The 25,734-nt window shown below is 66.3% G+C and carries 24 protein-coding genes and 1 pseudogene; 6 read left to right on the forward strand and 19 right to left on the reverse strand.

Going from position 1 to position 25,734, the window contains the following annotated elements:
* Positions 1-32: 32 nt before the first annotated feature.
* From nusB to BLQ10_RS07910, 15 genes are all read right to left on the reverse strand, one after another.
* Complete coding sequence (gene nusB / locus BLQ10_RS07840; protein ID WP_091251831.1) at positions 33-443, reverse strand: transcription antitermination factor NusB; 411 nt, start codon at positions 441-443, stop codon at positions 33-35.
* The gene (gene efp / locus BLQ10_RS07845) at positions 443-1,006 is read right to left on the reverse strand and encodes an elongation factor P (RefSeq protein WP_018773146.1); all 564 of its coding nucleotides are present in this window, start codon (positions 1,004-1,006) and stop codon (positions 443-445) included. The genes nusB and efp overlap by 1 nt, the downstream gene beginning before the upstream one ends.
* A 155-nt stretch (positions 1,007-1,161) precedes the next feature.
* On the reverse strand, positions 1,162-1,680 hold the full coding sequence (locus BLQ10_RS07850) for a tetratricopeptide repeat protein (RefSeq protein ID WP_091560355.1): 519 nt from the start codon (positions 1,678-1,680) through the stop codon (positions 1,162-1,164).
* Positions 1,680-2,771: a 3-dehydroquinate synthase gene (gene aroB / locus BLQ10_RS07855; RefSeq protein WP_091560357.1), complete on the reverse strand. Its 1,092-nt coding sequence runs from the start codon at positions 2,769-2,771 to the stop codon at positions 1,680-1,682. Before aroB ends, BLQ10_RS07850 begins: the two co-directional genes overlap by 1 nt.
* Complete coding sequence (locus BLQ10_RS07860) at positions 2,771-3,325, reverse strand: shikimate kinase (protein ID WP_302847299.1); 555 nt, start codon at positions 3,323-3,325, stop codon at positions 2,771-2,773. The genes aroB and BLQ10_RS07860 overlap by 1 nt, the downstream gene beginning before the upstream one ends.
* Positions 3,326-3,390: 65 nt before the next feature.
* Positions 3,391-4,590 carry a chorismate synthase gene (gene aroC, locus BLQ10_RS07865; protein ID WP_091560359.1) on the reverse strand — a complete coding sequence of 400 codons (1,200 nt, stop codon included), beginning with the start codon at positions 4,588-4,590 and terminating at the stop codon, positions 3,391-3,393.
* 26 nt (positions 4,591-4,616) lie between these two features.
* Positions 4,617-5,501 carry a shikimate dehydrogenase gene (locus BLQ10_RS07870; protein ID WP_091560361.1) on the reverse strand — a complete coding sequence of 295 codons (885 nt, stop codon included), beginning with the start codon at positions 5,499-5,501 and terminating at the stop codon, positions 4,617-4,619.
* Complete coding sequence (mltG, locus tag BLQ10_RS07875; protein ID WP_091560364.1) at positions 5,498-7,279, reverse strand: endolytic transglycosylase MltG; 1,782 nt, start codon at positions 7,277-7,279, stop codon at positions 5,498-5,500. Before mltG ends, BLQ10_RS07870 begins: the two co-directional genes overlap by 4 nt.
* Positions 7,276-7,860 (reverse strand): Holliday junction resolvase RuvX, encoded by a 585-nt coding sequence (ruvX, locus tag BLQ10_RS07880; RefSeq protein ID WP_254785457.1) that lies wholly within the window; start codon positions 7,858-7,860, stop codon positions 7,276-7,278. The genes mltG and ruvX overlap by 4 nt, the downstream gene beginning before the upstream one ends.
* A 10-nt stretch (positions 7,861-7,870) precedes the next feature.
* A complete protein-coding gene (gene alaS / locus BLQ10_RS07885; RefSeq protein WP_091560368.1) occupies positions 7,871-10,549 on the reverse strand; it encodes an alanine--tRNA ligase in 2,679 nt (892 codons plus the stop codon).
* A 175-nt stretch (positions 10,550-10,724) separates the two neighbouring features.
* Positions 10,725-10,991: a DUF6167 family protein gene (locus tag BLQ10_RS07890; RefSeq protein WP_254785458.1), complete on the reverse strand. Its 267-nt coding sequence runs from the start codon at positions 10,989-10,991 to the stop codon at positions 10,725-10,727.
* Between the two features lie 20 nt (positions 10,992-11,011).
* Complete coding sequence (locus BLQ10_RS07895) at positions 11,012-11,386, reverse strand: DUF948 domain-containing protein (protein ID WP_091560370.1); 375 nt, start codon at positions 11,384-11,386, stop codon at positions 11,012-11,014.
* A gap of 167 nt (positions 11,387-11,553) precedes the next feature.
* Entirely contained in the window at positions 11,554-12,180 is a 627-nt protein-coding gene (gene rpsD / locus BLQ10_RS07900) for a 30S ribosomal protein S4 (protein ID WP_018773157.1), read from the reverse strand.
* A gap of 187 nt (positions 12,181-12,367) precedes the next feature.
* Positions 12,368-12,766 carry a cupin domain-containing protein gene (locus BLQ10_RS07905; protein WP_091560372.1) on the reverse strand — a complete coding sequence of 133 codons (399 nt, stop codon included), beginning with the start codon at positions 12,764-12,766 and terminating at the stop codon, positions 12,368-12,370.
* A gap of 253 nt (positions 12,767-13,019) precedes the next feature.
* Complete coding sequence (locus BLQ10_RS07910) at positions 13,020-14,486, reverse strand: replication-associated recombination protein A (protein ID WP_091560375.1); 1,467 nt, start codon at positions 14,484-14,486, stop codon at positions 13,020-13,022.
* Positions 14,487-14,551: 65 nt separating this feature from the next.
* Here BLQ10_RS07910 and BLQ10_RS07915 point away from each other — a divergent pair, with 65 nt between their 5' ends.
* From BLQ10_RS07915 to BLQ10_RS07940, 6 genes are all read left to right on the forward strand, one after another.
* Complete coding sequence (locus BLQ10_RS07915) at positions 14,552-15,211, forward strand: acVLRF1 family peptidyl-tRNA hydrolase (protein WP_091560377.1); 660 nt, start codon at positions 14,552-14,554, stop codon at positions 15,209-15,211.
* A 485-nt stretch (positions 15,212-15,696) separates the two neighbouring features.
* Positions 15,697-18,138, forward strand: a complete 2,442-nt coding sequence (locus BLQ10_RS07920) for a galactose oxidase early set domain-containing protein (protein ID WP_254785459.1) — start codon at positions 15,697-15,699, stop codon at positions 18,136-18,138.
* On the forward strand, positions 18,135-18,869 hold the full coding sequence (locus BLQ10_RS07925) for a hypothetical protein (protein WP_091560383.1): 735 nt from the start codon (positions 18,135-18,137) through the stop codon (positions 18,867-18,869). The genes BLQ10_RS07920 and BLQ10_RS07925 overlap by 4 nt, the downstream gene beginning before the upstream one ends.
* Before the next feature lie 113 nt (positions 18,870-18,982).
* On the forward strand, positions 18,983-20,272 hold the full coding sequence (locus tag BLQ10_RS07930; protein ID WP_091560386.1) for a glycosyltransferase family 2 protein: 1,290 nt from the start codon (positions 18,983-18,985) through the stop codon (positions 20,270-20,272).
* 57 nt (positions 20,273-20,329) lie between these two features.
* The gene (locus tag BLQ10_RS07935) at positions 20,330-21,952 is read left to right on the forward strand and encodes an ArnT family glycosyltransferase (protein WP_091560389.1); all 1,623 of its coding nucleotides are present in this window, start codon (positions 20,330-20,332) and stop codon (positions 21,950-21,952) included.
* 25 nt (positions 21,953-21,977) lie between these two features.
* Positions 21,978-23,288 carry a glycosyltransferase gene (locus BLQ10_RS07940; RefSeq protein WP_091560392.1) on the forward strand — a complete coding sequence of 437 codons (1,311 nt, stop codon included), beginning with the start codon at positions 21,978-21,980 and terminating at the stop codon, positions 23,286-23,288.
* 62 nt (positions 23,289-23,350) lie between these two features.
* Here BLQ10_RS07940 and BLQ10_RS23050 read toward each other — a convergent pair whose 3' ends face one another.
* The 4 genes and pseudogenes from BLQ10_RS23050 to BLQ10_RS22715 form a co-directional block, all read right to left on the reverse strand.
* Positions 23,351-23,563: a 2Fe-2S iron-sulfur cluster-binding protein gene (locus BLQ10_RS23050; protein ID WP_368086504.1), complete on the reverse strand. Its 213-nt coding sequence runs from the start codon at positions 23,561-23,563 to the stop codon at positions 23,351-23,353.
* The gene (locus BLQ10_RS22710; RefSeq protein WP_254785460.1) at positions 23,488-23,673 is read right to left on the reverse strand and encodes a hypothetical protein; all 186 of its coding nucleotides are present in this window, start codon (positions 23,671-23,673) and stop codon (positions 23,488-23,490) included. The genes BLQ10_RS23050 and BLQ10_RS22710 overlap by 76 nt, the downstream gene beginning before the upstream one ends.
* Positions 23,674-23,688: 15 nt before the next feature.
* Entirely contained in the window at positions 23,689-24,459 is a 771-nt protein-coding gene (locus tag BLQ10_RS07950; protein WP_175558521.1) for an FAD-dependent oxidoreductase, read from the reverse strand.
* A 622-nt stretch (positions 24,460-25,081) separates the two neighbouring features.
* A pseudogene (locus BLQ10_RS22715) lies at positions 25,082-25,734 on the reverse strand (hypothetical protein); the annotation flags it as partial.

The following is a 25,734-nucleotide window of genomic DNA, read 5'->3' on the forward strand; positions in this document are numbered from 1 at the left end:
GTCCTGGGCGGGGTTCTTCGTGGCACGGGGTCTCAGGCGAGCAGCGACGGCTTCAGCTGCTGCAGCCGGCCCAGCAGGCCGTTGATGAACGACGGCGACTCGTCCGTGGAGAGCGTTTTGGCCAGGGCCACAGCTTCGCTGACCGCCACACCGTCCGGGACGTCGTCGTTGTAGAGCAGTTCCCAAGTGCCGATTCGCAGGATGATGCGGTCCACGGAGGGCATGCGCTCCAGGGTCCAGCCCTGCGAATAGGTTTCCAGGAATTCGTCGATGGCAGCCTGGTGCGACACCACGCCTTCGACAATTTCGAGGGTGTACGGGTTGACGATCTGGTCTGTCTGCTCGCGGCGGGACTTCAGTACGTCGAACGCCGAGGCAGAGCGCTGCTCGGCCTCAAAAAGCACATCGAGGGCCCGGTTCCGGGCCTTACCTCGCGCACTCACTAGTCGTTGACCCGGCCGAGGTAGCTGCCGTCGCGGGTGTCGACCTTGACCTTGGTGTTGTTCTCGACGAACAGCGGCACCTGGATCTCGTACCCGGTTTCGAGGGTGGCGGGCTTGGTGCCGGCCGAGGAGCGGTCGCCCTGCAGGCCCGGCTCCGTGTAGGTGATCTCGAGGACGACGCTCGGGGGCAGCTCGATGTAGAGCGGGTTGCCCTCGTGAATGGCGATGTTGACCATCTGGTTTTCGAGCATGAAGTTGGTGGCGTCGCCGACGGTGGCGGCCGAAACGGTGAGCTGGTCGAAGTCCGAGGTGTCCATGAAGACGAAGTCGGCGCCGTCCTGGTACAGGTACTGGTAGTCGCGGCGGTCCACCGTGGCGGTCTCAATCTTCAGTCCGGCGTTGAAGGTCTTGTCGACGACCTTGCCGGACATCACGTTGCGCATCTTGGTGCGCACGAACGCGCCACCCTTGCCGGGCTTGACGTGCTGGAACTCGATGATGTTCCAAAGCTGGCCCTCAAGCTTAAGGACGGTTCCGTTCTTGATGTCGTTAGTGGTTGCCACTGTATCCTCTTAGTTTCTCTCTGGTTCCATCTGGCCGGTGCTATCAGCCAGACGTTCTATGCCGGGCCGGCATGCCAAGCGGCCCGCCAGCGCGTATTTGTCAAAAATCCAAGATCTATTCTACCGGTTCCCGCCGACAGCTGGCTGACGGAGGCTCAGGACTGCTGTTCCAGCACGTCCCGGGCGCGCTGCAGCGCCACCGTCGAGGCGTAGATCAGTGCCGCGTCTGCCGACCCGGCCACGCGCAAATCCAGCGCCTTTGCGAAGGATTCGACGGCGGCGCCAACGTTCCCGCCGGCGAAGTAGGACCGGCCGAGGTGCTGGCGGACGGCCGCCTCTTCCAAGGTGCCCTGGGTTTCGGCGAGGAGCTGGCGGAACACTTCGACGGCCCGGTCGAACCGGTTCGATACCCGGAGCACGTCCGCCTCGAAGATCCGCAGGCGGAGCGAGCCGGGGTCCTTGTAGCGGGCCTCGGCGAGGAGCTCGGCGGCTTCGGCCGCGTGCCCTTCGACGAGCCGGACGAGGATCAGGTCCCCCGGGTCCGTTGAGACCGCCAACGCCTCGGCCAGGACCTCCTCATTGACGATCTGGGGCATCAGGGTCTGCGGGTTGATCCGGACCCCGGGAACACCCGCGTCCGGCCACTCGCTCGTGCCGCCCTTGACCATGTTCATCAGGAGGCAATCTCCTGGTAGGCGGCAAACAGCAGTGACGTGTCCGGGACGTCGAGGATCCCGGGCCGGCCGACGCCGTCGAGCACCACGAACCGCAGCAGGTCACCCCGGGACTTCTTGTCCCGGCGCATGCCGTCGAGGAGGGCCTGCCAGCGGTCGCGGCGGTACGTGATGGGAAGCCCGAGGCATTCGAGGATGCTGCGGTGCCTGTCGGCGTCGGCGTCGCTGAGCCGGCCGACGCTGCGGGCGAGTTCGGCGGCGAACATCATGCCGACGGAGACGGCGGCACCGTGGCGCCAGGAGTAGCGCTCGGCGAGTTCGATCGCGTGGCCCAAGGTGTGGCCGTAGTTCAGGATCTCGCGCTGGCCGGTTTCCTTGAGGTCCTCGGAGACCACCCGGGCCTTAACGCTGATGGCTCGTTCGATCAGTTCACGCAGCAGGTCCGAGCGGGGATCGGAGACCGCGGACGGGTCCTTTTCGATCAGGTCCAGGATGGCCGGGTCCGCGATGAAGCCGCATTTGATGACCTCAGCCATGCCGGAGATGATCTCATTCTTCGGCAGCGTCTCCAGCGTGTCGAGGTCCGCGAGGACGCCGGCGGGCGGGTGGAACGCACCCACCAGGTTCTTGCCCTCGGCGGTGTTAATGCCGGTCTTGCCGCCGACCGAGGCGTCCACCATGCCCAGCAGGCTCGTGGGCATGTGGATGACCTTAACGCCGCGCAGCCAGGTCGCGGCGACAAAGCCGGCCAGGTCCGTCACGGCGCCGCCGCCGACGGCGACGACAGCGTCGGAGCGGGTGAAGTCGTTCTGCCCCAGCACCTGCCAGCAGAAGGAGGCGACCTCGATGTGCTTGCCCTCTTCGGCGTCGGGTATTTCTGCGGTCAGCGCGGTGAAACCGGCGGCGGCCAGCTCTTCCCGGACGGTGTCCCCGGTCAGCCGAAGCGCGCGGGGGTGGATGACCAGGACGCGCTTGACGCGCTCGCCCAGCAGGCCCGGCAGGCTTGCCAGAAGGCCGCGGCCGACTACGACGTCGTAGTTCTCACCCGGCGTTTGTCCGGTGACTTTGATGACGGTTGATTCGGTACTCACTATTCAACTTCCTTTGTCGCCGCCGGAGTGGGCACGGCCGCGGTCTTCGCCACGGCGTGCTCCTCCAGCGCATCTTCCAGCCGGTGGGCCAGCTCCGGAACGCTGCCGCTGCGGACATCGAGGACGAGGTCGGCGAGCCGCTCGTAGACCGGCTGCCGGGTGGCGAACAAGGTCCGCCACCGGCCCATGGCGTCGCCGGCCAGGAGCGGCCGGCCCGAATTTCTGGCGATGCGTTCCGCCACAGTCTCGGCGTCGCATTCGAGATACACAACGGTACAGCGGCCCAGGAGCTGCTGTGTACCGGAGTCAAGGACAGCCCCGCCGCCGAGCGAAATGACGGCGGTGCTCCCCTGCGCTGCTTCGATGGCCTGTGCCACAGCCCGGGCCTCGAGCTCACGGAAGGCGTGCTCGCCCCGGCTGGCGAAGATCTCGGCGATCGTCCCGTGCTGGGCCACCACGAGGGCGTCGGTGTCCACGAACGCGCACCCCAGATGCTGCGCGAGCTGCTGTCCGATTGCCGATTTGCCCACGGCCATCGGTCCGATCAAGACCACCGGGACGGCATTTTTTGCCGCGGGCGCTGCCGCGGTCGAGTGCCCGTCGGTTTTCCCGGCCGGCACTATTGGCCGATCGAGTCCAGGGACGCCGGAATGCTGCCCAGGTAACCCTTGATGTTGCGGGCGGTCTCCTGCACGGAGTCACCGCCGAATTTTTCGGTGACCGCCTCGGCGATCACGAGGGCCACCATGGCCTCGGCCACGACGCCGGCGGCCGGGACGGCACAGACGTCGGAGCGCTGGTGGTGGGCCTTGGCGGCCTCCCCCGTACTGACGTCGACCGTCTTGAGGGCGCGCGGCACGGTGGCGATCGGCTTCATGGCGGCACGGACGCGCAGGACATCGCCAATGCTCATGCCGCCCTCGATCCCGCCTGCGCGGTTGGACGTGCGGATGATCTTGCCGTCCGCGTCCTTGACGATCTCGTCGTGGGCGGCCGAGCCACGGCGCGCCGCGGTACGGAAGCCGTCGCCGACCTCAACGCCCTTGATGGCCTGGATGCCCATCAGAGCCGCCGCCAGGCGCGAGTCGAGGCGCCGGTCCCAGTGGACGTAGCTGCCCAGTCCCGGCGGGAGACCGTAGACCAGCACTTCCACGACGCCGCCGAGGGTTTCGCCTTCCTTGTGCGCGACGTCGACCTCGGCCACCATGGCGTCCGAGGTTTCGCGGTCGAAGCAGCGCAGCGGATCGGCGTCCAGGGCAATTACGTTGCCCGGGACCGGCAGCGGCCGGCCTTCCGGCACGGCAACGCTGGCGATGGACACGGTGTGGGAGACGAGTTCGATCCCGAGCTGCTTGAGGAACGCTGCGGCGACCGTGCCGAGCGCCACCCTCGTGGCCGTCTCGCGGGCGCTGGCGCGCTCCAGGACCGGGCGGGCCTCGTCGAAGCCGTATTTCTGCATGCCGGTAAAGTCGGCGTGGCCGGGCCGCGGCCGCGTCAGGGGGGCGTTGCGGGCCTGGTCGGCCAAGATTTCCGGCTCCACGGGATCGGAAGACATGATCTGTTCCCACTTGGGCCATTCGGTATTGCCGACCTGGATGGCGACAGGGCCGCCCTGGGTCAAGCCGTGCCGGACTCCGCCGAGGATCGTGACCACGTCCTGCTCGAATTTCATCCGGGCGCCGCGGCCATAGCCGAGCCGCCGGCGGGCCAGGGCCTCGCTGATGTGGGCGCTGGTGAGTTCCACACCGGCGGGCACGCCTTCAATTATTCCGACCAGTGCCGGGCCATGGGATTCTCCGGCAGTCAACCAACGCAACATACATTCCATCCTGCCACGTCGGGCGGTTAGAACACCCGTCGAGGCGCCCCGACTGCGTCACACATCACATCTATGACTCCGGCCGGGAGGGCCTCGCCCAGTCCGGTGAAATGCCGCACTTGCTCCACCGCCTGGTAGATGAGCATTTCAAGTCCCGGGACCACCGTGCCGCCGGCTTCCTGCCAGACCGCCGCGATCCGGCTGGGCCACGGATCGTAGGAGACATCCAGGAGCACGCCCGGGCTCTCCGGAAGCTGTGCTCCTGCCAGTTCCGCGGCAAGTGCGTCTGCCGCGCGGGGCGGCAGCGTGGAGATGACGACGTCGGCCGCGGCGACGGCGGCGGCCGCACCGGCGAGGGGAAGCACCTGGACGGGGACCCCCACGGCAGCGGAAGCCCCGCGGGCCTCCCCGGCACGGCCGGGATCGCGCACGAACACCTCGGCAGAGACCGCCCCCAGCTCCTTGAGCGCAGCGATGGCTGCGGCCGCGGTCCCGCCCCCGCCGAGGATCACGGCGGTGGGCGCCGGGGCGGCCCCCGCGTGCCGGAGTGCGTTGATGATCCCGGCGACGTCCGTGTTGTACGCAACCAACTTGGTGTGGGCAGCACTGTCGCCGTCCGATTCGAACGCAACGGTGTTGACGACGCCGAGTGCCCGCCCGACGCCCCGGACTTCGTCCACTTCCGCCACCATGGCCGACTTGAGCGGCATGGTGACCGAGAGCCCGACCCAGGAACCGTCAGCGCGCGCCTCGTCCCTGACCTGTCGCATGAAATCCGGCAGCGCGGACTCGGTCACGTCAATGGCGGAGTAGGCTATGTCCACGCCCAGGTGGGCGTAGGCGGCGCGGTGCAGCGCCGGCGACTTCGAATGGATGATGGGATGCCCAAGGACGGCCGCCCGCAGCGTCATACGCAACGTCCCGGGTTGGCCGCGCACCAGGCGTTGTACTGCTCCACGTACCCGTTGTGTTCGGCCAGGGTCTTGGAGAACTTGGTCTCCTTGGTGTCCAGGTTGATGGTGACCCAGTAGAGGTAGCTGTTGGTCTTGGGCTTGGCGGCGGCGTCAATGGCCGTCTTGCCGGGAGAGCCGATGGGCCCGGCGGGCAGCCCCTGGTTGGCGTAGGTGTTGTACGGATTCGACTTGTCAGCCTTCTGGGCCTCGTCGATGTGGAAGCTGCGAATGCCCAGCCCATAGGTGACCGTGGCATCGGACTGGATCAGCCCGTTCGTCTCGGTGTTGTTCGGCTTGAGGCGGTTGTAGATGGCGCCGGCGACGTCACGGTATTCGGCCTGGCCGCCTTCGGCCTGCACGATGCTCGCTACCGTCACGACGTCGTACTGTTTCGCGGAATCGGTGACGCCCTGGGCCTTGAGTTCATCCAGGGTGGTGCCGACGAGCTTGTGCAGAATCTCCTTGGCAGAGGTGCCCAACGGGAAGCGGTACTCCCCCGGCGCCAGGAAGCCCTCGAGGTTCTTGGCTTTCTTCGGGACGCCGAACTGCGCGGGCGCATCGCTGAGCGCCTTCAAGTCGGAAACCGAAATCCCGGTGCCCTCGGAAATCGCCTGCAGGGACTCGCTGACCCGCAACCCGGCGTTGAGCGCAAAGTACATGACCTTGCCTTGGCCCTCGTTGAGCAGGACGGCCACGGCATCGGAGTTCTTCATTTCCTGGCGCATCGAGAAAGTGCCGGGGTTCAGGGCACCGCCGGAAGCGGTGAACTCCTTCAAGAACGTGTCCGCGTTCGCCACGACCTTCTTCGACTCCAGCTCGGTGGCCACGGACCTCGGCCCGGCGCCGGGTTCGACCGTGATGGTGACGTTTCCGGTCCCCGGGCCGGGGTAATCGGCCATTTTGTCCATGCCCAGGAGGGGCTTGAGGAACTGCGCGCCAACAGCGATTGCGACGACGAAGACCGTCAGGGACAACACCAGGGCCAGGAAGCGGCGCCGGCGGCGGACCTTCTTGGACGGAACCTTGTCGTAGCGGACCGCTCCGGCCATCAGCTCGTGGCCGGGCTCACCGTGGTACTCGGCGTCCGGGTGCGCCTGATCGTGGTGGTCGACGGAGTCGTCGTAGACATGGTGGGCCTCATCCTGTTGTCCCACATGGTGGGGCTGCAGCGCGTAACCGCCGCGAGGGCGGGTGCCGTGGGCCGCCGCGTCATGGCGGGCTTCATAGCCGTGCTGGCCTGCCGTCGCAAAGACGGCGTCCTCATGGACGGGCTCTTCGCGGACAGGGACATCGCGGACAGGCTCTTCGCGGCCAGGGATATCGCGGACAGGGATCATCTGCGTGAAGTCTTCGCGGACGGGCTCTTCGTGCACGGCTTTGTCGTGCACAGCTTCTGTGTGCACGGCTTCGTCGTGCACAGCTTCTGTGTTCAGGGGCTCTTCGTGCACGGGCTCTTCGTGCACGGGCTCTTCGTGCACGGGCGCTTCATGAACAGCGTCTTCGTGCACGGTCGGTGCTGCGTCGGGGAGTTCCGGGGCGGCCTGCGGCAGCTCGCGCTCCGGCGCAGGTGCCGGCGTCGGAACGTCCTGTCCCGTCTCAAAAGCCTGCGGCGGGATCACGTTGTGTCCCTGCGTCGCCAGGAGCTTTTCCTGGGCCCGGATCTCTTTGCGCGTCAGCGGTCGGCCGGCACCACTAAGGGCGTCACCGGAGGAGTCGTCTCTGTTGACCGGGCTCACTGTAGCCTTCCATCTTCTGAAGTGTGCGTCTGTACGGCCGGGCCGGTCTGTGCGCCGCCTCCGGTCGGCCCCGGCGCAGACTCCGCGTACACGCGGTTTCCGACCTCCGTTCCCCTGGCCTTTTGCATATCAATCGCATGTTGCAGAATACCTGCCGCCGCAACCTGATCAACTACTGTACGGTGATTTCTGCTGCTCATGCCAGCTTCGTGCAGGTTGCGGTGGGCGGTCACGGTGCTGAGCCGCTCGTCAATCAGGCGCACGGGCACGTCAGATCCGGCGCCGTGCAGGGCCCGGGCAAGCAACTGCGCGTACTCTGTGGCCATCCTGGCCGAGGCGTGCTCTTCGCCCTTCATGGTGCGCGGCAGTCCCACGAAAATCTCCACGGCGTCCAGTTCCGCGGCCAGGGCGGCCAGGATACCCACGTCGGTGTTCTTTTTCACGTTCCGCTGCAGCGTGCGCAACGGGGTCGCCAGGATTCCGTCGCGGTCGCAGACGGCCACACCCACGCGGACGGTGCCGACGTCCACCCCAAGCTTCACACCCCGGGGATAGACGCCGGCCACAGCAGCTTCAGACACGTAGGCTCCGCTATCGCCGGGTAATCGCGTCCACGACGGCGCTGAGGGCAGCGCCGACCTTGGCGGCGTCCGTGCCGCCGCCCTGGGCGACGTCGTCCTTGCCGCCACCGCCGCCGCCAAGGATGCCCGCGGCAAGCCGCACCAGGGCGCCTGCCTTGACTCCGGTTCCCCGGGCGGCTTCGTTGGTGGCGATCAGGATGACGGGGCGGTCGTTGCTGACACCGGCCACCGCTACGGCGGCGGGCTCGGAACCGAGACGCGTCCGCAGGTCCAGGGCCAGGCCGCGCAGGTCGTCCGCGCCGCTGACCTGGCCGGCGTCGTGTGCGATGACCTTGACGCCGGCGGCGTCCTTGGCGGTGCCAACCAGCTGGCCAGCGGCGGCGGTGAGCTGCTCCTTGCGTAGCCGCTCGAGTTCCTTTTCGGCCGTCTTGAGCTTGGTCAGCGTGCTGGAAATCCGGTCCGCGAGCAGCCCGGAGGGAACCTTCAGCATTTCGGTGAGCTCAGTGACAAGTGCCCGCTCGGCGGCCAGATGCCGGAAGGCGTCCATGCCCACGAAGGCTTCGACACGGCGGTTTCCCGAGCCGACGGACTGTTCGCCGAGCAGGGACAGGCTCCCGATCAGGGAGGTGTTCTCGACGTGGGTGCCGCCGCAAAGTTCGCGGGACCAGGCGCCGTCGATTTCCACGACCCGGACCTCGTTGCCGTAGTTCTCGCCGAACAGCGCCATGGCGCCGAGCGCCTTGGCCTCGGCGAGCCCCATAACCTTGGTTTCCACCCGGAAGTTGTTGCGGATGGCGATGTTGGAGACTTCCTCGATCTCGGACCGGGTGGCGGCGCTCAGGCCCTCGCCCCATGCGAAGTCGAAGCGCAGGTAGCCGGCCTTGTTGAAGGAGCCGCGCTGCAGGGCCTCCGGGCCGAGAATCTGGTGCAGGGCCGCGTGCACAATGTGCGTGCCGGTGTGGGCCTGCTCGGCGGCGTGGCGGCGTTCCCGGTCCACGGCGGCCTGAACCAGCGAATCGGACCCGATTTCGCCTTCGCGGACAATCGCCTTGTGCACGCTGAGGCCCTTGACGGGGCGCTGAACGTCCAGGACCTCGACGACGAAGCCGTCGCCGGTGATCAGCCCGGTGTCGGCGGCCTGGCCGCCGGCCTCGGCGTAGAACGGCGTCTCGGCCAGGACCAGTTCGATTTCCTCGCCCGTGGAGGCCTGGGCGACCTTCCGGCCGCCGGACAGGATGCCTCGGACCTTGGACTCGCCCTGAAGCTCGGTGTAGCCGGTGAAGACGGTCTCGCCGGCGGACAGCAGCTCCTGGAACGCGCTCAGGTCGGCGTGCGAGCCCTTCTTGCCTTTGGCATCGGCCTGGGCGCGCTGGCGCTGTTCGAGCATGAGCTTGCGGAACTCGGGCTCGTCGACTTTCAGCCCGGCTTCCTCGGCCATTTCCAGGGTGAGGTCGATCGGGAAGCCGTACGTGTCATGCAGGGCAAAGGCGTCGGCGCCGGAGAGCGGCTGGTTGGCGGCCTTGGACTCCTTGACGGCGTCCTCCAGCCGGGCGGTGCCGGAGGCGATGGTGCGCAGGAAGGCCTTCTCCTCGGCGTAGGCAATCCGGCTGATGCGCTCGAAGTCGGTCTCCACGATCGGGTAGACGCCCTTCATGGCGTCCCGCGAGGCCGGCAGCAGCTCGGGCAGGCAGGCCTTTTCGACGCCGAGCAGGCGCATGGAACGCACGGCTCGGCGGATCAGGCGGCGCAGCACATAGCCGCGGCCCTCGTTGGAGGGGGTGACGCCGTCGGCGATCAGCATGAGGGCCGAGCGGATGTGGTCGGCAACCACGCGCATGCGGACGTCGTCGGTGTGGTGCGGGTCCTCGGCGGACTCCGCGGAGGTGTACTCCCGGCCGGAGAGCGCCGCGGCGCGGTCGATCACGGGACGGACCTGGTCGGTTTCGTACATGTTCTCGACGTCCTGGAGGATCATCGCGAGCCGCTCCATGCCTAGGCCCGTGTCGATGTTCTTCTTGGGCAGCTCGCCGGTGATGTCGAAATCCACTTTGGAGCGGACGTTGTCGATCTGGTACTGCATGAATACGAGGTTCCAGATCTCGACGTAGCGGTTTTCATCGGCGATGGGGCCGCCCTCGACGCCGTAAGACGGGCCGCGGTCGTAGTAGATCTCCGAGCACGGACCGGCCGGGCCCGGCTGGCCGGTGGACCAGTAGTTGTCGGACTTGCCCATCCGCTGGATCCGCTCGGCCGGCATGCCGGTGTTCTTCAGCCACAGCTGCTCGGCCTCGTCGTCCTCTTCGTAGACGGTGACCCAGAGCCGCTCCGGCGGCAGCCCGTACCCGCCGTCGTCCACGCTGGTGGTGAGGAGCTCCCACGCGAACTTGATGGCGTCTTCCTTGAAGTAGTCGCCGAAGGAGAAGTTGCCGCACATCTGGAAGAAGGTCCCGTGGCGGGCGGTCTTGCCGACTTCCTCGATGTCACCGGTCCGGATGCACTTCTGCACGCTGGTGGCCCGCTGGTAGGGGGCCTCTTCACGGGCCGTCAGGTACGGGATGAACGGGACCATGCCGGCCACGGTGAACAGCAGTGAGGGGTCGCTGGAGACCAGGGAGGCGGAGGGCACGGCGGTGTGTCCCTTGCTGACAAAAAAGTCGATCCAGCGCTTGGTGATCTCCTGCGACTTCATGAGCTGATTTCTTACCCTTCAATATTCACTGCGTTATGTGGCCCGCGTCTGTGCTGCGCGGGACAAGCTGAGGTCCGGCACTGATTCGGGTCCCGTCAATCCGGGACTCCTTTTAAGAGGTGCCGACGTGCCGGCACGCCCCTGAGGGGCACCGTACTTACTAATTCTCTCCCGGCTAGCGCCGGACCGCATCCCGGCGGGCAACGGTGCCGCCGCCAGCAATATCCGCTGCCGTGTCGATGCCAAGGGCGGAGCGGAGCTCGGCTTCCCGCTCTCCCATGCCTTCGCGGACGGCGTCGGCGAAGTCGTACAGGCCGTCCGCCAGCCGTCCCACGGCCCGGTTGAGCCCCTCGGGGCCAAGGGCGGACTGGGCTTCGGTGACCTTGCGGAAGGCGATGACGCCGATCGCGACGCCGATTCCCATCCAGATGATTCTGTTCATGTCAGGTTCTCCTGGAGGCTTTAGCGGCTGCGACGGCCGGTGGCGGGCTTTTTGCTGGTGGAGAAGGCGGAGCGCACGCCGTAGCTGAACGCTGCCACCTTGATCAGCGGCGAGCCGAGAGTGGCGGCCATGAGTGAGGAAAGCGCCGAGATGTTGGCGGAGGCGTCCGAGACGTTGGAGGAAATGCCGTCGACCTTCTTCAGCTGCTCGTTGGTGGTGGTCACCGTGGCGGTGACTTCGTCCATGAGCGGGGTAGCGCCATCGCTGATGGAGCGGATGGAGGTCCGCACCTCGTCAAACACTCCCCCGAGTTTCAGGATCGGCACGGCGAGCAGCAGGACCAGCAGTGCAAACACCCCAGCCGCGATCAGGCCGGCAATATCGCCACCAGACATAGACACTCATCTCCTTGAACTGCAGTGGATACCTGCTCGTTGCGTCGGGTTCCGACGGATTTAACCGGCCGCCAGAACCGGCTCCCGGGGAACTCCCCCAAGTACCTTACATACAAAGAAGCCCGCGGCGCTTGCCACGGGCTTCTTTGTAGGTGCTGCCTTTTGAATTAGCGTGCGTAGAATTCCACGACGAGCTGCTCTTCGCAGGTCACGGGGATCTCGGAACGCTTGGGGCGGCGCACCAGGCGGGCCTGCAGGGCGTCAAGCTTGACGTCCAGGTAAGCCGGAACGATCGGCAGGACGTCGCGGTGAGCGCCGGCTGCTGCAACCTGGAACGGAGGCATGGTCTCGCTGCGGCTGTGGACGTGAACCAGCTGGCCCTCGCCGACGCGGAAAGACGGACGGTCAACGCGGATGCCGTCAACGAGGATGTGGCGGTGCACAACCAGCTGGCGGGCCTGGGCGATGGTGCGGGCGAAGCCGGCCCGCAGCACGAGGGCGTCGAGACGCATTTCGAGCAGTTCGATCAGGTTTTCACCGGTCAGGCCCTTGGTGCGGCGTGCTTCTTCGAAGGCACGGGTCATCTGGGCTTCGCGGATGCCGTACTGGGCGCGCAGACGCTGCTTTTCGCGCAGACGTACGGCGTAGTCGGAGTCCTGCTTCTTGCGGGCACGGCCATGCTCGCCGGGGCCGTACGGGCGGCGCTCCATGTACTTGGCGGCCTTGGGGGTCAGAGCGATGCCGAGTGCACGCGAAAGGCGTGCGGTACGGCGAGCACGAGTGTTGTTAGCCACTTGTGTCCTTCCAATATCTGCGGTGTGTCAGTGTTACTGGCCTCCACGATGGAGAGCATCGGCCAACCGCTGCCTTTTGCTACTGGGCACAGGGCAACCCTCATCAAATGCGAAGTTTCAATGGATTGTGCGTCCGTGCCTTGCCAGACAACGAATCAGCCTACCAGATCGGGCCGGCGGACCGAAGTCAGACTCTGGCGTGCACTCCCCGGGCACCGCTGCGCCCGAAGGACGCCGCACCCAGGAATTCCACGGCCACGAACGGTTTAGGGCCCACTACCCATTCGTCGTGGCCCGGCGGGATCGCGTAGGTGTCGTTGGCGTGGATCGTGGAGCGCAGCCCTTCGGCCGTTTCGACTTCCATTTCTCCGGATATGCAGAAACCGAGATGGTGGTGCAGGCACACCTCAGTCTGCTCGTAGGGCCTGGTGTTCTCCGACCACCGCCACCCCGGGCCCAGGATCAGTCGGGCCACCGAGTAGTCGTTCACTGTGCAGAGGTCGAATTCGGCCTTGTCCGGGCACCGCTTCTTGTCGGGCACATCGAAGGACTTCACTGCCATGGCTGAAACGAAATTGATACTCATGGGACGCTCACTGAGGAATAACTGGGACGGGGCAGGGACGCTTGCGCTAAACGATCTGGGATGGAGCGAAGCCGGCTGCCGTTCAGGGGTCCGGATAGCGAGAGCCGGCGATGTGACCGCGCTGTCCCCTGCGCCGCACGGGGGCCAGCAGATCGATGCTGACGTAATTCCACGTTAGACCTCTTGGCCCCTATGTCAACGGCGGATTCCGCGCTGCGGGGCCGCGGCGGAACAGCCGCTGGTCACGGGCCCTTCACTTGCCGCGGATGATCTTCCGAAGCCGCTCGAGCCGGGTGGCGATGTCGCGTTCGGCCCCGTTGGCGGTGGGCTGGTAGTAGTTGCGTCCGACGAGGTCGTCCGGCGGGTACTGCTGGGTGGCCACGGCATGCGGGGCATCGTGGGCGTATTTGTAGCCCTTGCCGTGACCGAGCTGCTTTGAGCCCGGGTAATGGGCATCGCGCAGGTGGGCCGGGATGCCGTTTCCGAGCCCGGCGCGGACGTCGGCGATCGCCTGGTTGATGCCCATGTACGCGGCGTTGGACTTCGGCGCGGTGGCCAGATGCACCACGGCCTCGGCGAGGATGATGCGGCCTTCCGGCATGCCGATCAGCTGCACGGCCTGGGCCGCCGCGACGGCGGTCTGCAGCGCCGTCGGGTCCGCCATGCCGACGTCCTCGGCCGCGGAGATCACGATCCGGCGGGCCACGAACCGGGGGTCCTCACCGGCCTCCAGCATCCGGGCGAGATAGTGCAGGGCGGCGTCGACGTCCGAGCCCCGGATCGACTTGATGAACGCGCTGGCGACGTCGTAATGCTGATCCCCGGCGCGGTCGTAGCGAACCGAGGCGACATCCAGGGCCCGTTCCGTGTGCCGCAATTGGATCGTGACGGGCTCCGCCGTTCCTGCGCCGGCGGCGTCGGTGTCGTCCGTGTCTCCGAAGGCGACGCCAGCGGCGGCCTCGAGGGCAGTCAGGGCGCGGCGGGCGTCGCCGCCGGAGAGCCGGACAAGGTGCGCCAGCGCGTCGGCGCTGAGCTCGGCCTTGCCGTTCAGACCGCGGACATCCGCAACGGCCCGCTGCAGCAGGCCCTCGACGTCGGCGTCGGTGAGAGGTTTCAGCGTCAGCAGCAGCGAGCGGGACAGCAGCGGGGACACGACGGAGAACGACGGGTTTTCGGTGGTGGCCGCCACCAGCACCACCCAGCGGTTCTCGACGCCGGGAAGCAGCGCGTCCTGCTGGGCCTTGTTGAAGCGGTGGATCTCGTCGAGGAAGAGGACGGTGGTGGTCTTGAAGAGGTCGCGTGCGGTCAGCGCTTCATCCATCACGCGACGGACGTCCTTGACGCCGGCGGTGATGGCGGAGAGCTCGACGAATTTCCGGCCGCGGCCCTTGGCAATGACGTGGGCAAGGGTGGTCTTGCCGGTGCCGGGAGGACCCCAGAGAATCACGGAGCTCGGCCCGGCGGGGCCGGTCGCGTCGGAGCCTGCAGCCAGCTGGCGCAGCGGGGAGCCCTGGCCGAGCAGGTGCTGCTGGCCCACGACGTCATCGAGGGTGCGCGGCCGCATCCGGACGGCGAGCGGGCTCCGCGGCGAGGCTGACCCGGCGCCAGAGCGGGCATGGCTCCGGGCGTGGCCGGAATCGTCGCCGCCGCCGTTGACATCTTCGCCAGGGTCGTCGCTTCCGTCGGCGTTGTCCCGCCCTGCGCCAAAGAGATCATCCACATAGATAGGCTACTTCTAGTTCCTGCCCGCCCTGTCACCATCACCCCTGCAACGGAAAGCCTGCCATGTCCAGCCCCGAAACCCGAGTGGCCTTCGTCTCCGGCGACCGGCTGCCGGGCTGGGTGGACCGCTTCGCCGCGAGCCATGGCACGTTGATGGACGGCGCACTGGTGGAGGAGGAGCTCGACGCCGGCTTGCAGTTGCGCGCCGCGGACGGCGCCGTGGCGGTGCTCCGGGCGCCTTGGCCCGTGGACGGCCGGCCCGGGAGCGGCCAGGACGCCATCTCGCGGCTGGCCTCGCTGGCCGGGCAGCGCCGGAGCATCGGTACCGTGCTGGTGCGCCGCGGTGGATATTCGGTGGCTGTGGTCAGCGCCGGCGCTGTGCTGGCGGCCAAGACCGGCACGCGCCACGTCCAGTCCCGGACGGCCGCCGGCGGCTGGTCCCAGCAGCGTTTTGCGCGGCGGCGAGCCAACCAGGCCGATGCCCTCGTCGAAGCAGTCGCCGAGCACGCCGGACGGATCTTCGCAGAGCACCGGATCGAATATTTGGCGCCGGGCGGCGACCGGACGCTGGCGGACCAGGTGCTCGCCGAGCCCGTCCTGAAACGCTACGCCGGCCTGTCGCGGCTCGCGTTTCTGGACGTCCCGGATCCACGCGCCTCGGTCCTGAAGAAGGCCGCCGCGGACCTGTGCTCGGTACGGATCCTGGTGACCGACCCGCAGTAGCGGGTCCTGCCGTGTAGTTCCCGGCACGCCGGCTTCGGCTCTCTTTGCTACATCCTTTTGGCGCGCCCCTGCCGTTCAGGCCCAGCGGCTCCGGCCGGCGCGGGACTGCCGGAAGGGCGCTGACCTTGGCTTCCACCCGATAACCAAGTAGTTCTGCAGAAACCCCGGCCACCACCTGAGTACACGCCGCTGCCTGGCGCCGCTTGAAGTCGAGTAATTTTTACTCGTTTCCCTTGCATTTTGTCGCCCATAGACTCAAATGCATCATTTGTCACTGAAGATCAATCGCTAAATGGGGAATTCAATGTGCAACATTGACCGTCCGATTCCCAGAATGATAAATCCGGAATCACCACCCACCGCAGTCAGCACTTACAGCGGCAAAATACGCATCGCACAGATTGCGGCGGGCCGTGAATAACCTACAACGCCCCCGGCGCTTAGTAGCGCTCATCCTGGCGTTCCTTATCCCCCTGAATTTTGTCGTGGGCACCGTTGCCGTGGCGGCCGACGCCGTCAATCTCGTGAGGAACTCGTCTCTGGAGGAGGGAACCGTGGACGCCACTTGCTTCAAGCGGGCCGGCTGGGGAACCGAAGGCAACTGGAACTTCGTCGAGGGTCGGCTCGGCGGCAGGGCGGTCTCCGTCACTCTCCAGGGCCATACGGCGGGCGATCGCAAGCTCATCCAGGAGGAGAGCACCCAATGCGCGCCGGCCGTGGTCCCGGGTCGCGGCTACACCATCCAGGTCTGGTACAAGTCCACGGCGCCGGTGTCGCTCACCCTGTTCCGCCATACCGCCCAGGGCTGGAGCTACTGGGGCGACATCCAGCAGCAGGCACCTGCAGCGGGCTGGACCCTCGCTACTGCCCCTACACCCACAATTCCCGACGGAACGGATTTTATCAGTTTCGGGCTTTCGCTTGGAATTGACGGAACTCTCGCAACCGACGACTATTCCCTGACGGAAATCCCGGCGCCGACACAAAACACCAGCGAATTGATAATCAACGGAAGCCTCGCAAGCGGAACCCCAACACCAACGTGCTTTATGCTGGCCGGGTGGGGAGACCGGCAAATAGCGAGTTCACTCTCAAATGACGTCCCGACGAATTCACCCGCCGGAGCGCGATCCTTTTCCTTAAATGTCACGGCCTATCAATCCGGAGACGTAAAACTCATCCAATCGGACGCGCCGGGCTGCGCACCCGCCGTCACGCCAGGGGAACAGTACGACCTCAAGGTCGATTACAAGACCACCGCCGCGGGCCCGTCCGGACTGACAGTCTTCAGCCATACCGCCAACGGCTGGCAGTACTGGACCGACCTCAAGGAGTTGCCGCCCGTTTCCGGCTGGACGACAGGCCAGGCACGAACGCCGGCGATCCCCAACGGCGTCGACCGGATTTCCCTCGGGGTTTCCATCGCCGGCAACGGCACCTTGTCCACCACCAACTACTCGCTGACCAAATACGAGACAGCGGGACCGGCTCCGGTGGGCGGGCCGGACGCCGTCGGATCCTGGGAAACTCTGTCCTCGCAAATGCCCGTGCGGGCGCTGCATTCAACACTGCTCCACGACGGACGTCTGTTGCTGATCGCCGGTTCGGGCAACGACGAGACGAACTTCAATGCAGGATCGTTCCGGGCGGTGGTCTGGTCACCCACAACAAACGACTTCAAGAACATCCCCGTGCCCTACGACATGTTTTGTGCCGGACACGTGACCCTGCCGGACGGGAAAGTGCTCCTCGCCGGCGGCACCCAGGCGTTCCCCACCGCCAACGTGGGGCCGACAACCTTCCAGGGGTCCAAGAAGAGCTACTACTTCGACCCCGCCGACGACACCTTCCATCAGCTGGCCGACATGGCCGGGGCCCACTGGTACCCGTCGCTGACGAAGCTGGGCAACGGCGATATCTGGTCTGCCGGCGGGCTCGACGAAAAGGCCCAGGGCACCGTATTGACGGAGATGTTCGACACCTCGGCCATGAAGTGGCTGCCGCAAAACCAGGTGCCGCAGACGTGGAGCTTCTGGGGCACCTATCCGCACATGTTCCTCCTCGAAAACGGCAGGATGTTCTACTCCGGGGGCCACACCTTCGGCAACGGGCTGCCGGGGACGGGATCCTCGATCTACGACTGGACAACCGCGCAGATCTGGGACGTACCCGGGCTGCGGCAAAAGGATCTCAGGGACCAGGCCGGCTCCGTTTTCATTGGTCCGGCCCAGGACCAGAAACTCATGATCGTTGGCGGCGGCAACGCTGACGGCAATACACCCGCCATCAACCTCGTGGACATCATCGACCTCAAACAGCCCAGCCCGCACTACGTGCCCGGACCGGACCTCCCCGGACCCGGCAAGATGTACGTCAACGTCCTCAACCTTCCCGACCGCACCGTGCTGGCCGCGAACGGCGCCCAGTTGAACCGCTCGGGAAACATCCAGACGGCTGCCATCTACACTCCGTCGACGAACTCCTGGAAGACTGTGGCGGCAGACCCTGTTGGCCGCAACTACCATTCGACCTCCATTCTCCTGCCGGACGGCCGCGTGGCGGTCATGGGCTCCAATCCGCTGGATAATTCCTTCGAAGCCAGGATCTCGGTCTACAGCCCGCCGTACCTGTTCAAGGGGCCCCGGCCGGCCATCACCTCGGCTCCCGGCCAGGTTGGCTACGGGCAGAATGTGCAGATCGGTGTGACGGGCGATGTCACGGCCGCCTCCCTCATCCCGCCGATGTCCCAGACGCATCAGACAGACACCAACGCGCGCGTCGTCGACCTGCCGCTGGCAGGCACGGGCGCGAACCGCACGGCGCAAATTCCCAGCAATCCGAACCTCCTGCCGCCAGGGCCGTACATGCTCACCGTGTTGTCCGCTGACGGAATCCCCAGTGTTGCCCGTTGGGTGTGGGTTTCATGAGGCGCGGCAAGGAAACTGCAGGCGGAGCCCGCGGGGCACGCGTCATCGTCGCCCTGACGACGGCGGGCCTGGCAGCGGCAGCGGCCATCGTGTGGGGCGGGATGTCCGCCGTCGCCACCGTCAGTGCCGTCAACGCCGGCCCGCGCGTGAGCCAAGTTCCACCGGCTGCCCAGCCGGCCGAAGCGCCCACAGGCGCCCGGCCGGGACCGTCCGCCACCACGGACGCGACCAAGGGCGCCACCAAGGACCCGACCAACGGCGCCACCGGCGCCGGCAACGCACCGAAATTGGGGCCCATTCCCCCGGTTTCCGCGGGCCCAAAGGCGTCCAAGTCAGCAGGCGACTCACCCGAGGTCTCCCTGGCTGAGGCGGCCCGGACGGAAGCCGGTGCGGCCGCCTCCTTGCCGGAGGGCGGCAACTCCATGGGCCTCAAGCAGCGGGGCCCCGTTGATCCGGCGGCGGTACTGACCGACGCGAGCCTGTCCCTGGGCGGTTGTCTCCCCCAGTACGGCTCCGACGGACAGTGCCTTCCCGCCATTCCGCCGAGCATGAGCCGGCATTTGAAGGAGATGAAAGACGCGGGCCTTGATCCCGGGTCCATGCCCCATTCCTGGACCTGCACCGAGGTCCGTACGTACTTCAAGAGCGGACTGTCAGTGCGCAAAGCGCATGTCGATCCACAAAAGCTCGATACCAACCATGACGGCGTCGCCTGCGGGGCGGCCGACTAGCCACCCCGCCCGTTCCCGGATCCGCCTGCGGTCCGGCTGAGTATCCACCCGACTGACGATCCCGCCAGTTTTCGAGATCCCCTGCGTCCACCTCACCTCATTGGAGCTCCGTCATGTCCGCTACCTTGCTGGCCAGCGCCCTCGTCCTCATCATCGCCGTGGCGCTCTTTGCCATCGCCGTGTCCACCCTCTACCTGAACACCTACGCATGGTGGGACCCCAAGACGCAGGTGCGGACGTCCTACTCCGGCCTTCAGTCGAGGGAGGGGCATTCATTCTCGCTGATCATGCCGTGCCGGAACGAACGCGAAGAGGTCATGCGGGCCACCTTGGCGGCGCTTCTGGCGCAGACCCATTCGCGCAAGGAGATCATTATCTCGGTCGGACATGATGACACGGAGACGGTGGAGATCGCGCACCGGCTCGCCCGGGAGTTTCCGGCGTTCGTCCGGGTCAGCGTGGACGTCAGCGAGAGGAAGAACAAGCCGCGGCAGCTAAACAAGGCGCTGTCGCTGTGCCGCAACAGCGTGGTCGGAGTTTTCGACGCCGAGTCAATCGCCGCGGAAGAGCTGCTGGCCCATATCGACAGCGTCTTCACCACCAAGAACGCCGACGTCGTCCAGGGTGCGGTGCAGCTGATCAACTACAAGGACACGTGGTATTCGCTGCGGAACTGCCTTGAGTACTTCACATGGTTCCGGTCCAGGCTGCATGCCCATTCCCGGCAGGGATTCATCCCCCTCGGCGGCAACACCGTGTTCATCAAGCGGGAACTGCTGACAGCGGTGGGCGGATGGGACGGCTCCTGCCTCGCCGAAGACTGCGATCTCGGCGTGCGCCTGTCGACGCTCCGCCGCAAGATCGTGGTGGCCTACTCCCCGCAATTGGTCACGCGTGAGGAAACGCCCGACAGCCTGTCCGGGCTGATCCGGCAGCGCACCCGCTGGTCCCTCGGATTCATGCAGGTCTTCGCCAAGGGCGACTGGAAGGCCCTGCCGTCCCGGCGGATGCGGACCATCGCCTGGTGGACGCTGATGCAGCAGCATTTCATGGCACTGGCCGGAATCTGCATTCCCATCGCAATCGCCGCGGCGATCTGGGGAAAGTTCCCCCTCGTGGTCACGCTGGTCACCTTCCTGCCGCTGATACCCACGCTCGTAACTGTCGCCTTCGATGTCTGCATGCTCCACGAATTCGGCCGCGACCATAAGTTCGCCATTAGCTGGTACGACTACTTCCGGCTCATTGCCGGCACTCCCCTGTACCAGATGGTCCTGGCGTTCGCGGCCCTGAGGGCCTTGTTCAAATTCGTGCGCCGCGATTTTGCCTGGGAAAAGACCGATCACTCCGGATCCCACCTGGCCTACCTCCTCCCCGGCGCTGCCGAACCCGCACGGCACTAGCACCCAATTGACGTTTTCAACAGCCCCTCGGTTTCAACGGCCCCTTAGGAGGCAGCCATGGCAACCACTGAACTAAAACCCGATCCACCAGCGGCGGCGGCCGGTGAGCGGAACGCAAGGGCCGCAAGCGCGCCCAAACACCGCGGCACGGCGCACGGCGCCCCGTTCAGCCTGAGGTACCTCCCGCTGTGGGACAAGATTGCCCTCGCTGCGCTAACGGTCACCGCAGCCGTGCTCAGCCTGTGGAACCTCGACGGCGCGCCCAGCTACCAGGACGACGAAGGCACCTACACCTCCCAGGCCTTCGCCGTGCACTCGGGGACCCTGGCCCCCTACACCTACTGGTATGACCACCCGCCGCTGGGATGGATCCAGATAGCGGCGCTGAACTGGCTTCCGAATCTGCTCGGGCTCGGCGACGGCACCACCATCGGTGCCACCAGGTACGTGATTTCGGTGTACTTCGTCGCCAGCGCGGTGCTGCTCTACATAGTGGGCCGCCGGCTGACCATGCGTATTCCTTTCGCGGCCCTGACCACGGTGCTGTTCATCCTGTCCCCGCTCTCCCTTGTGCTCGGGCGGCAGATTTACCTCGACAACATCGGTGTGCCCTGGCTCTTGCTGGCGTTCTACCTTGCATTGTCCTCACGGAACGCGCTGTGGCACCACGTGGGAGCCGGGATCTGTTTCGCGATCGCCGTGCTCTCCAAAGAAACCCTGTCCATCTTCGGCCCCGCCCTGCTACTCGCCCTGATGTACCGGCCCAAATGGAGCAACCGGTCATTTTCGGTGGTTGGCTTCCTCACCGCCGGCGGACTGCTGCTGGCCTTCTACCCGCTGTCGGCACTGCTTCGGAACGAACTCCTCTCCGGACCCGATCACGTCTCACTCCAGGACGCCCTCGCCTATCAGCTCCTGAACCGTTCCGGCTCCGGCACCATTTTCGAGGCCGGCTCCAGCCGCGCCGAGTTGCTCTCAGGCTGGCTCTACTTTGACAAGTACCTCATCGCCGCCGGACTGGCTGCCGCCGTCGTCTGCCTGCTGCGCCGGCAGTCCCGGATCCTCTTCATCGCCATCGCCTCCTTCGCCACACCGATCGTGCTTGGCCAGGGCTATCTCCCCGCGATGTACATCATCGGCGTCATCCCGTTCCTCGCGCTGGCCTGCGGGTCGGCCGTGGACATCGCCTGGAGCGGCGTGGAACGACTCGCGCGCCGCACGCCAGGCCTGACCCGGCCGCTGCGGACCGGGTTCGTCGCCGCGCTGTCGGCATCTTTGCTCCTGATGTCGCTGCCCCAGTGGTTTGAACAGGACAGGACCCTCCTGACCGCCCAGACCAACTCCAACTGGCGCAGCGCCATGACCTGGGTTCAGGACAACGTCTCACGCAGCGAGGTCGTGCTAGCCCCCTACTCCATGTGGCACGACCTGAATTCAAGCGGGTGGAACAACGCCTGGACCATGATCGCCACAGAGAAGCCGGACCTCGACAAGCAGTTCGACATCGAACGGCCCGGCGGGTGGCGGGAAATCCGCTGGATCATCGTCGGCCCGTCCGTCATGGCCAACATAGATTCCCTGGGACTGACCCGGGTGAAGACGGCCCTGCAGAACTCCGAACAAGTCCAGACATTCGGCGAATGGACCGTACACCGCGTCATAAATCCCCCGTCCAACTAGGACGCAGACCAACAGGACGGCAGTCATGAAACTTTCAGTCATCGTCCCCACGCGCAATGAGGCCCCGAACGTCCAACAATTGATCGGCCGGGCTGCCGAGGCCTGCCGTCATATCGACGCCGAACTCGTGTTCGTCGACGACTCAACGGACAACACCCGGGACGTCATTGCGGCCGCCGCAGCCGCGCAGCCAATGCGCATCAGGGTGATCCATCGGGAGGCGCCCGCGGGCGGCCTGAGCGGAGCCGTCGTGGATGGCGTGCGGTCCAGCGCCGCCGAGTTCTGCATGGTGATGAGCGGCGATCTCCAACATCCGCCGGAACTCATCCCCGTCCTGCTCGCGGAGCTTGAAGACAACGACGCCGACGTGGTGGTCGCCTCGCGCTACGGTGCCAGCGGCCGCCGCGGCGGGGGCGGCAGGGGTGGCGGGGGCGGCAGGGGCGGCAGGGGCGGCAGGGGTGGCAGGGGTGGCAGGGGTGGCAGGGGTGGCAGGGGTGGCGACAGTAGCAGCGGTGCCGCGGCCATCTGGTCCCGCCGTGTGCTCTCTGCCGGGGCCACGCGCATCACGCTGGCATTGTTTCCCTTGCGGCTGCGAGGCTGTTCTGATCCCATGACGGGGTTCTTTGGCCTGCGGCGCTCCGCCATTGAGTGCAGCGCTCTGCGACCCAGCGGGTTCAAGATCCTGCTGGAAATCCTGGCCCGGCACCAACTCACGGTGTCCGAAGTTCCGTTCACCCTCGGACCGCGGGCCGCCGGCAAGTCCAAGGCGGGCCTTGGCCAAGGGCTGTGCTTCCTCAGGCAGCTCGGCGAGCTGCGCGCCGGAACGGCGTTGCTGTTTGCCGCCGTGGGGGCTGTCGGGGCCATGTTGAACCTTTTGATCATGGCATTCCTGCTCTCTACCGGAACGCACTTCGTCGCGGCCGCCGTCGCGGCCGCGGAGCTCACGATTGTCTCGAACTTCCTCATGCAGGAAAACATTGTCTTCGGCACCCTGCCGCACAAGGCAAACGGCTTGCGGACCCGGTTTGCGCAGTCGTTCTGTTTCAACAATCTGGAGGCGCTGGCCCGGCTTCCGGTCCTGATGCTGGCTGTGAACGTCCTCGCCATCGACGCCGTCCTGGCGCAGGCCGCGACCCTCCTGGCGGCGTTCGTGGTGCGGTATTTGTACCACACGAGGATCGTGTATTCGGCCACACCCGCGTGCACGCCCGGCGTTGGCCGTACGCCGATCGGTGGCGGGCGGTTCGCCCACGGTCCTGTGCGCCTCCGCGGCTTCGGCGGGCGTGGCCTTGGGGCGCGCGGCCTCGGGACGGGGCACGCCGGAGAGGGAACCTGACGCCTGCCGGACGATGGCTAGCAGCCGGCGGCCAGCGTAGCCGTTGCCCGATTGACCGGCAGCTACTGCTCCGGCGCCAAAGTGACGGTCACGCCGTTGAGTTCCTCGCTGAAGTCAAGCTGGCAGGAGAGCCTGGAGCCGCATTCCTGGTACCCCTCCGCTTCGACCAGCAACTCGAGTTCGTCCTCGCTGCGTTCGCTCAGGGTGTCAAAGACCTCCTTCTCAAGGATGACGTGGCATGTGGCGCAGGAGGCCGTGCCGCCGCAGGATGCCAGGACGGGAGGTCGTTGTCGCGGAGGGCCTCCATGAAGGTCTGGTCCGGCTCCCATTCGAGGGAGTGCGTGGACCCCTCGCGGTCGACAACGGTGAGTTTGTTGTTGCTCATGGTGGTTCCTTTGTTTTAGGAAGCTGCGAACACAGCGTCGGTCAGTGGTGTGCCGGAATCGGCGGCGAGGAATGGGTCAATCCGTGCCCTCTGGGCGATCAGCTTCTTGGCCGGACGGAAGTCGGTCAGGCCCGCGACGGTGTCGACGGCGGCGAGGCGCCCGTCCCGGACATAGACAACCGAGAACTTGTCCGCTGCCACCCTGCCGGCCTGCGCCATGGCGTTCTGGATGCACTCGAGGCGCTGGCTGGCGCCGTCGATGTTGCTGGTGAAGCGCGTGGCGTCACCGGCGGCGTAGATGTGGGGATCGGAAGTCTTTCCGTCCCCGTCGACGAGGATCCCGTCCTGGCACTCGAGCCCTGCGGTTTCTGCCAGTTCTTGGTTGGGCACCACGCCGATTCCGGCCAGGACAACGTCGACGGGGTAGACAGCGCCGTCGGCGGTGACGATGCGCTCGGCCCGGTCGGTTCCCTCCACGGCGGTCACCGCGGCACCAAAGACGAACCGGACACCGTTCTGCTCGTGCAGTTGCTCGAAGAAGCGGGACACCGGTTCTGAGGTCACGCGGCTCATCACGCGGTCCTGGAACTCGAGAACGGTGACGTCGCGGCCTTTCGCGGCCGCGGCCGCAGCGACCTCCAGGCCGATGCAACCCGCGCCGATGGTGGCGACCCGGGCATCGGGCACCAAGAGCCTCTTGAGTTCGAGGGCGTCATCCCGGGGCAGTTCGGCCGGCCCGGAGGGAGTCTCTGCTACGGGCGATAGTTCTGTGGTGGCGGCAGACATCGTTGTCCTTCTTTCATGCGTGACTGTTCCGGGTGAATACCCTGGGTGAGTCGACGTGATCCACGTCTCAATCAAGAGTGCCCACCGGCCCCGCGTCGGCCCCATAGGGCTTCCGTTCATCGGTTGTGAAAGCCGCCTGGCAGTTCTTGTCCGCAGGCGAAGGCGATGCCAGAGGCAGGGTTGCGGGCCCAGCCTCACCGGTGCTGCTCGTCCAGCTCGTTGGGAACCACCAGGTCGGCTGGGTTTTCGCTCGATCCACGCACGACCACGCTTGGCGAGCCCCGGAAGGGGCCTGTATCCACATCGGCACCCTCACGTTCCAGCCGACGACCCATAAGCTCCCGACGGCGAGGACCATAAGTGCGCTGCCACCCCACAACCGCCCTCGAGTCCAGACCGGACCAGCGTAAGTCCCTTAAGACCGGGCTCGCTATTCACCGCTTGGGAAGTGGCCGCGTCAGGAGCGCAGCGGGTGGCGGGCCTGCGTCCGTGTTCTGAAGGACGAGGCGCTTTCTCTACCAGGTTTGTCTCTTTTTTTCACTGTGGCCTAGCGCTCAGCCGGCAGGAAGTGCGCCACCACGGCGGTTGGATTACCGCGCTGAAACGGCACCTAACCAGTCGATCAGGCACAGTGGAGCAGGAAACGTTCCGGGATGGCGTCGTCCGGGGGCGCCGGCCGGCCGGGATCGTCCGTGCCCGCAGCGGGGAATGGATGCGCGGCCATGAATTGGTGCCACTCGGGGAAGGGGTCCGGGGGCAGTTCCAGTTCGGGTTCCCGGCCGGGTTCCTGGCCGGGTTCCTGGCCGGCATGGCCTGTGGGCGCCGGGTCTGCCTGGTGTCCTGGATCCGCGGGGAGGCCGTGGTCCGGGAGGGTGTCCTTGGTGAGGATGTCGTGCGGCCACTCGGGCGGTTCCCAGTCCTGGTGTTCGCTGGGGTAGTGCCGGCTGGACGGCGAAGTCCACCCCGGCGGGTGGTCCTTGCTGGCTCCGGTGGGTTTCCAGGCGGTGCTGTGTTTCAGGCGGTGGTGTCTGGGGCAGGGTTGGCCCAGGTTGGTGATGCCGGTGGTGCCTCCGTCGGCCCAGGCCAGGAGGTGGTCTGCCTCGTTGTCCAGGGAGTGGTTGCTGCAGCCGGGGAAGGGGCACCTGCCGTCGCGGAGGCGGAGCCATTGACGCTGGGCCTTCGTGACACGGTAGCTGGTCCGGCCGATTTCCAGCGGGGCGCCGTCGCGGGGGTCTGTCAGGACGCGGTAGAAGGAGTCGGCGCCGTCGGTGATCA

It is taken from the genome of Arthrobacter sp. ok362, from assembly GCF_900102785.1.
Classification (GTDB): domain Bacteria; phylum Actinomycetota; class Actinomycetes; order Actinomycetales; family Micrococcaceae; genus Arthrobacter.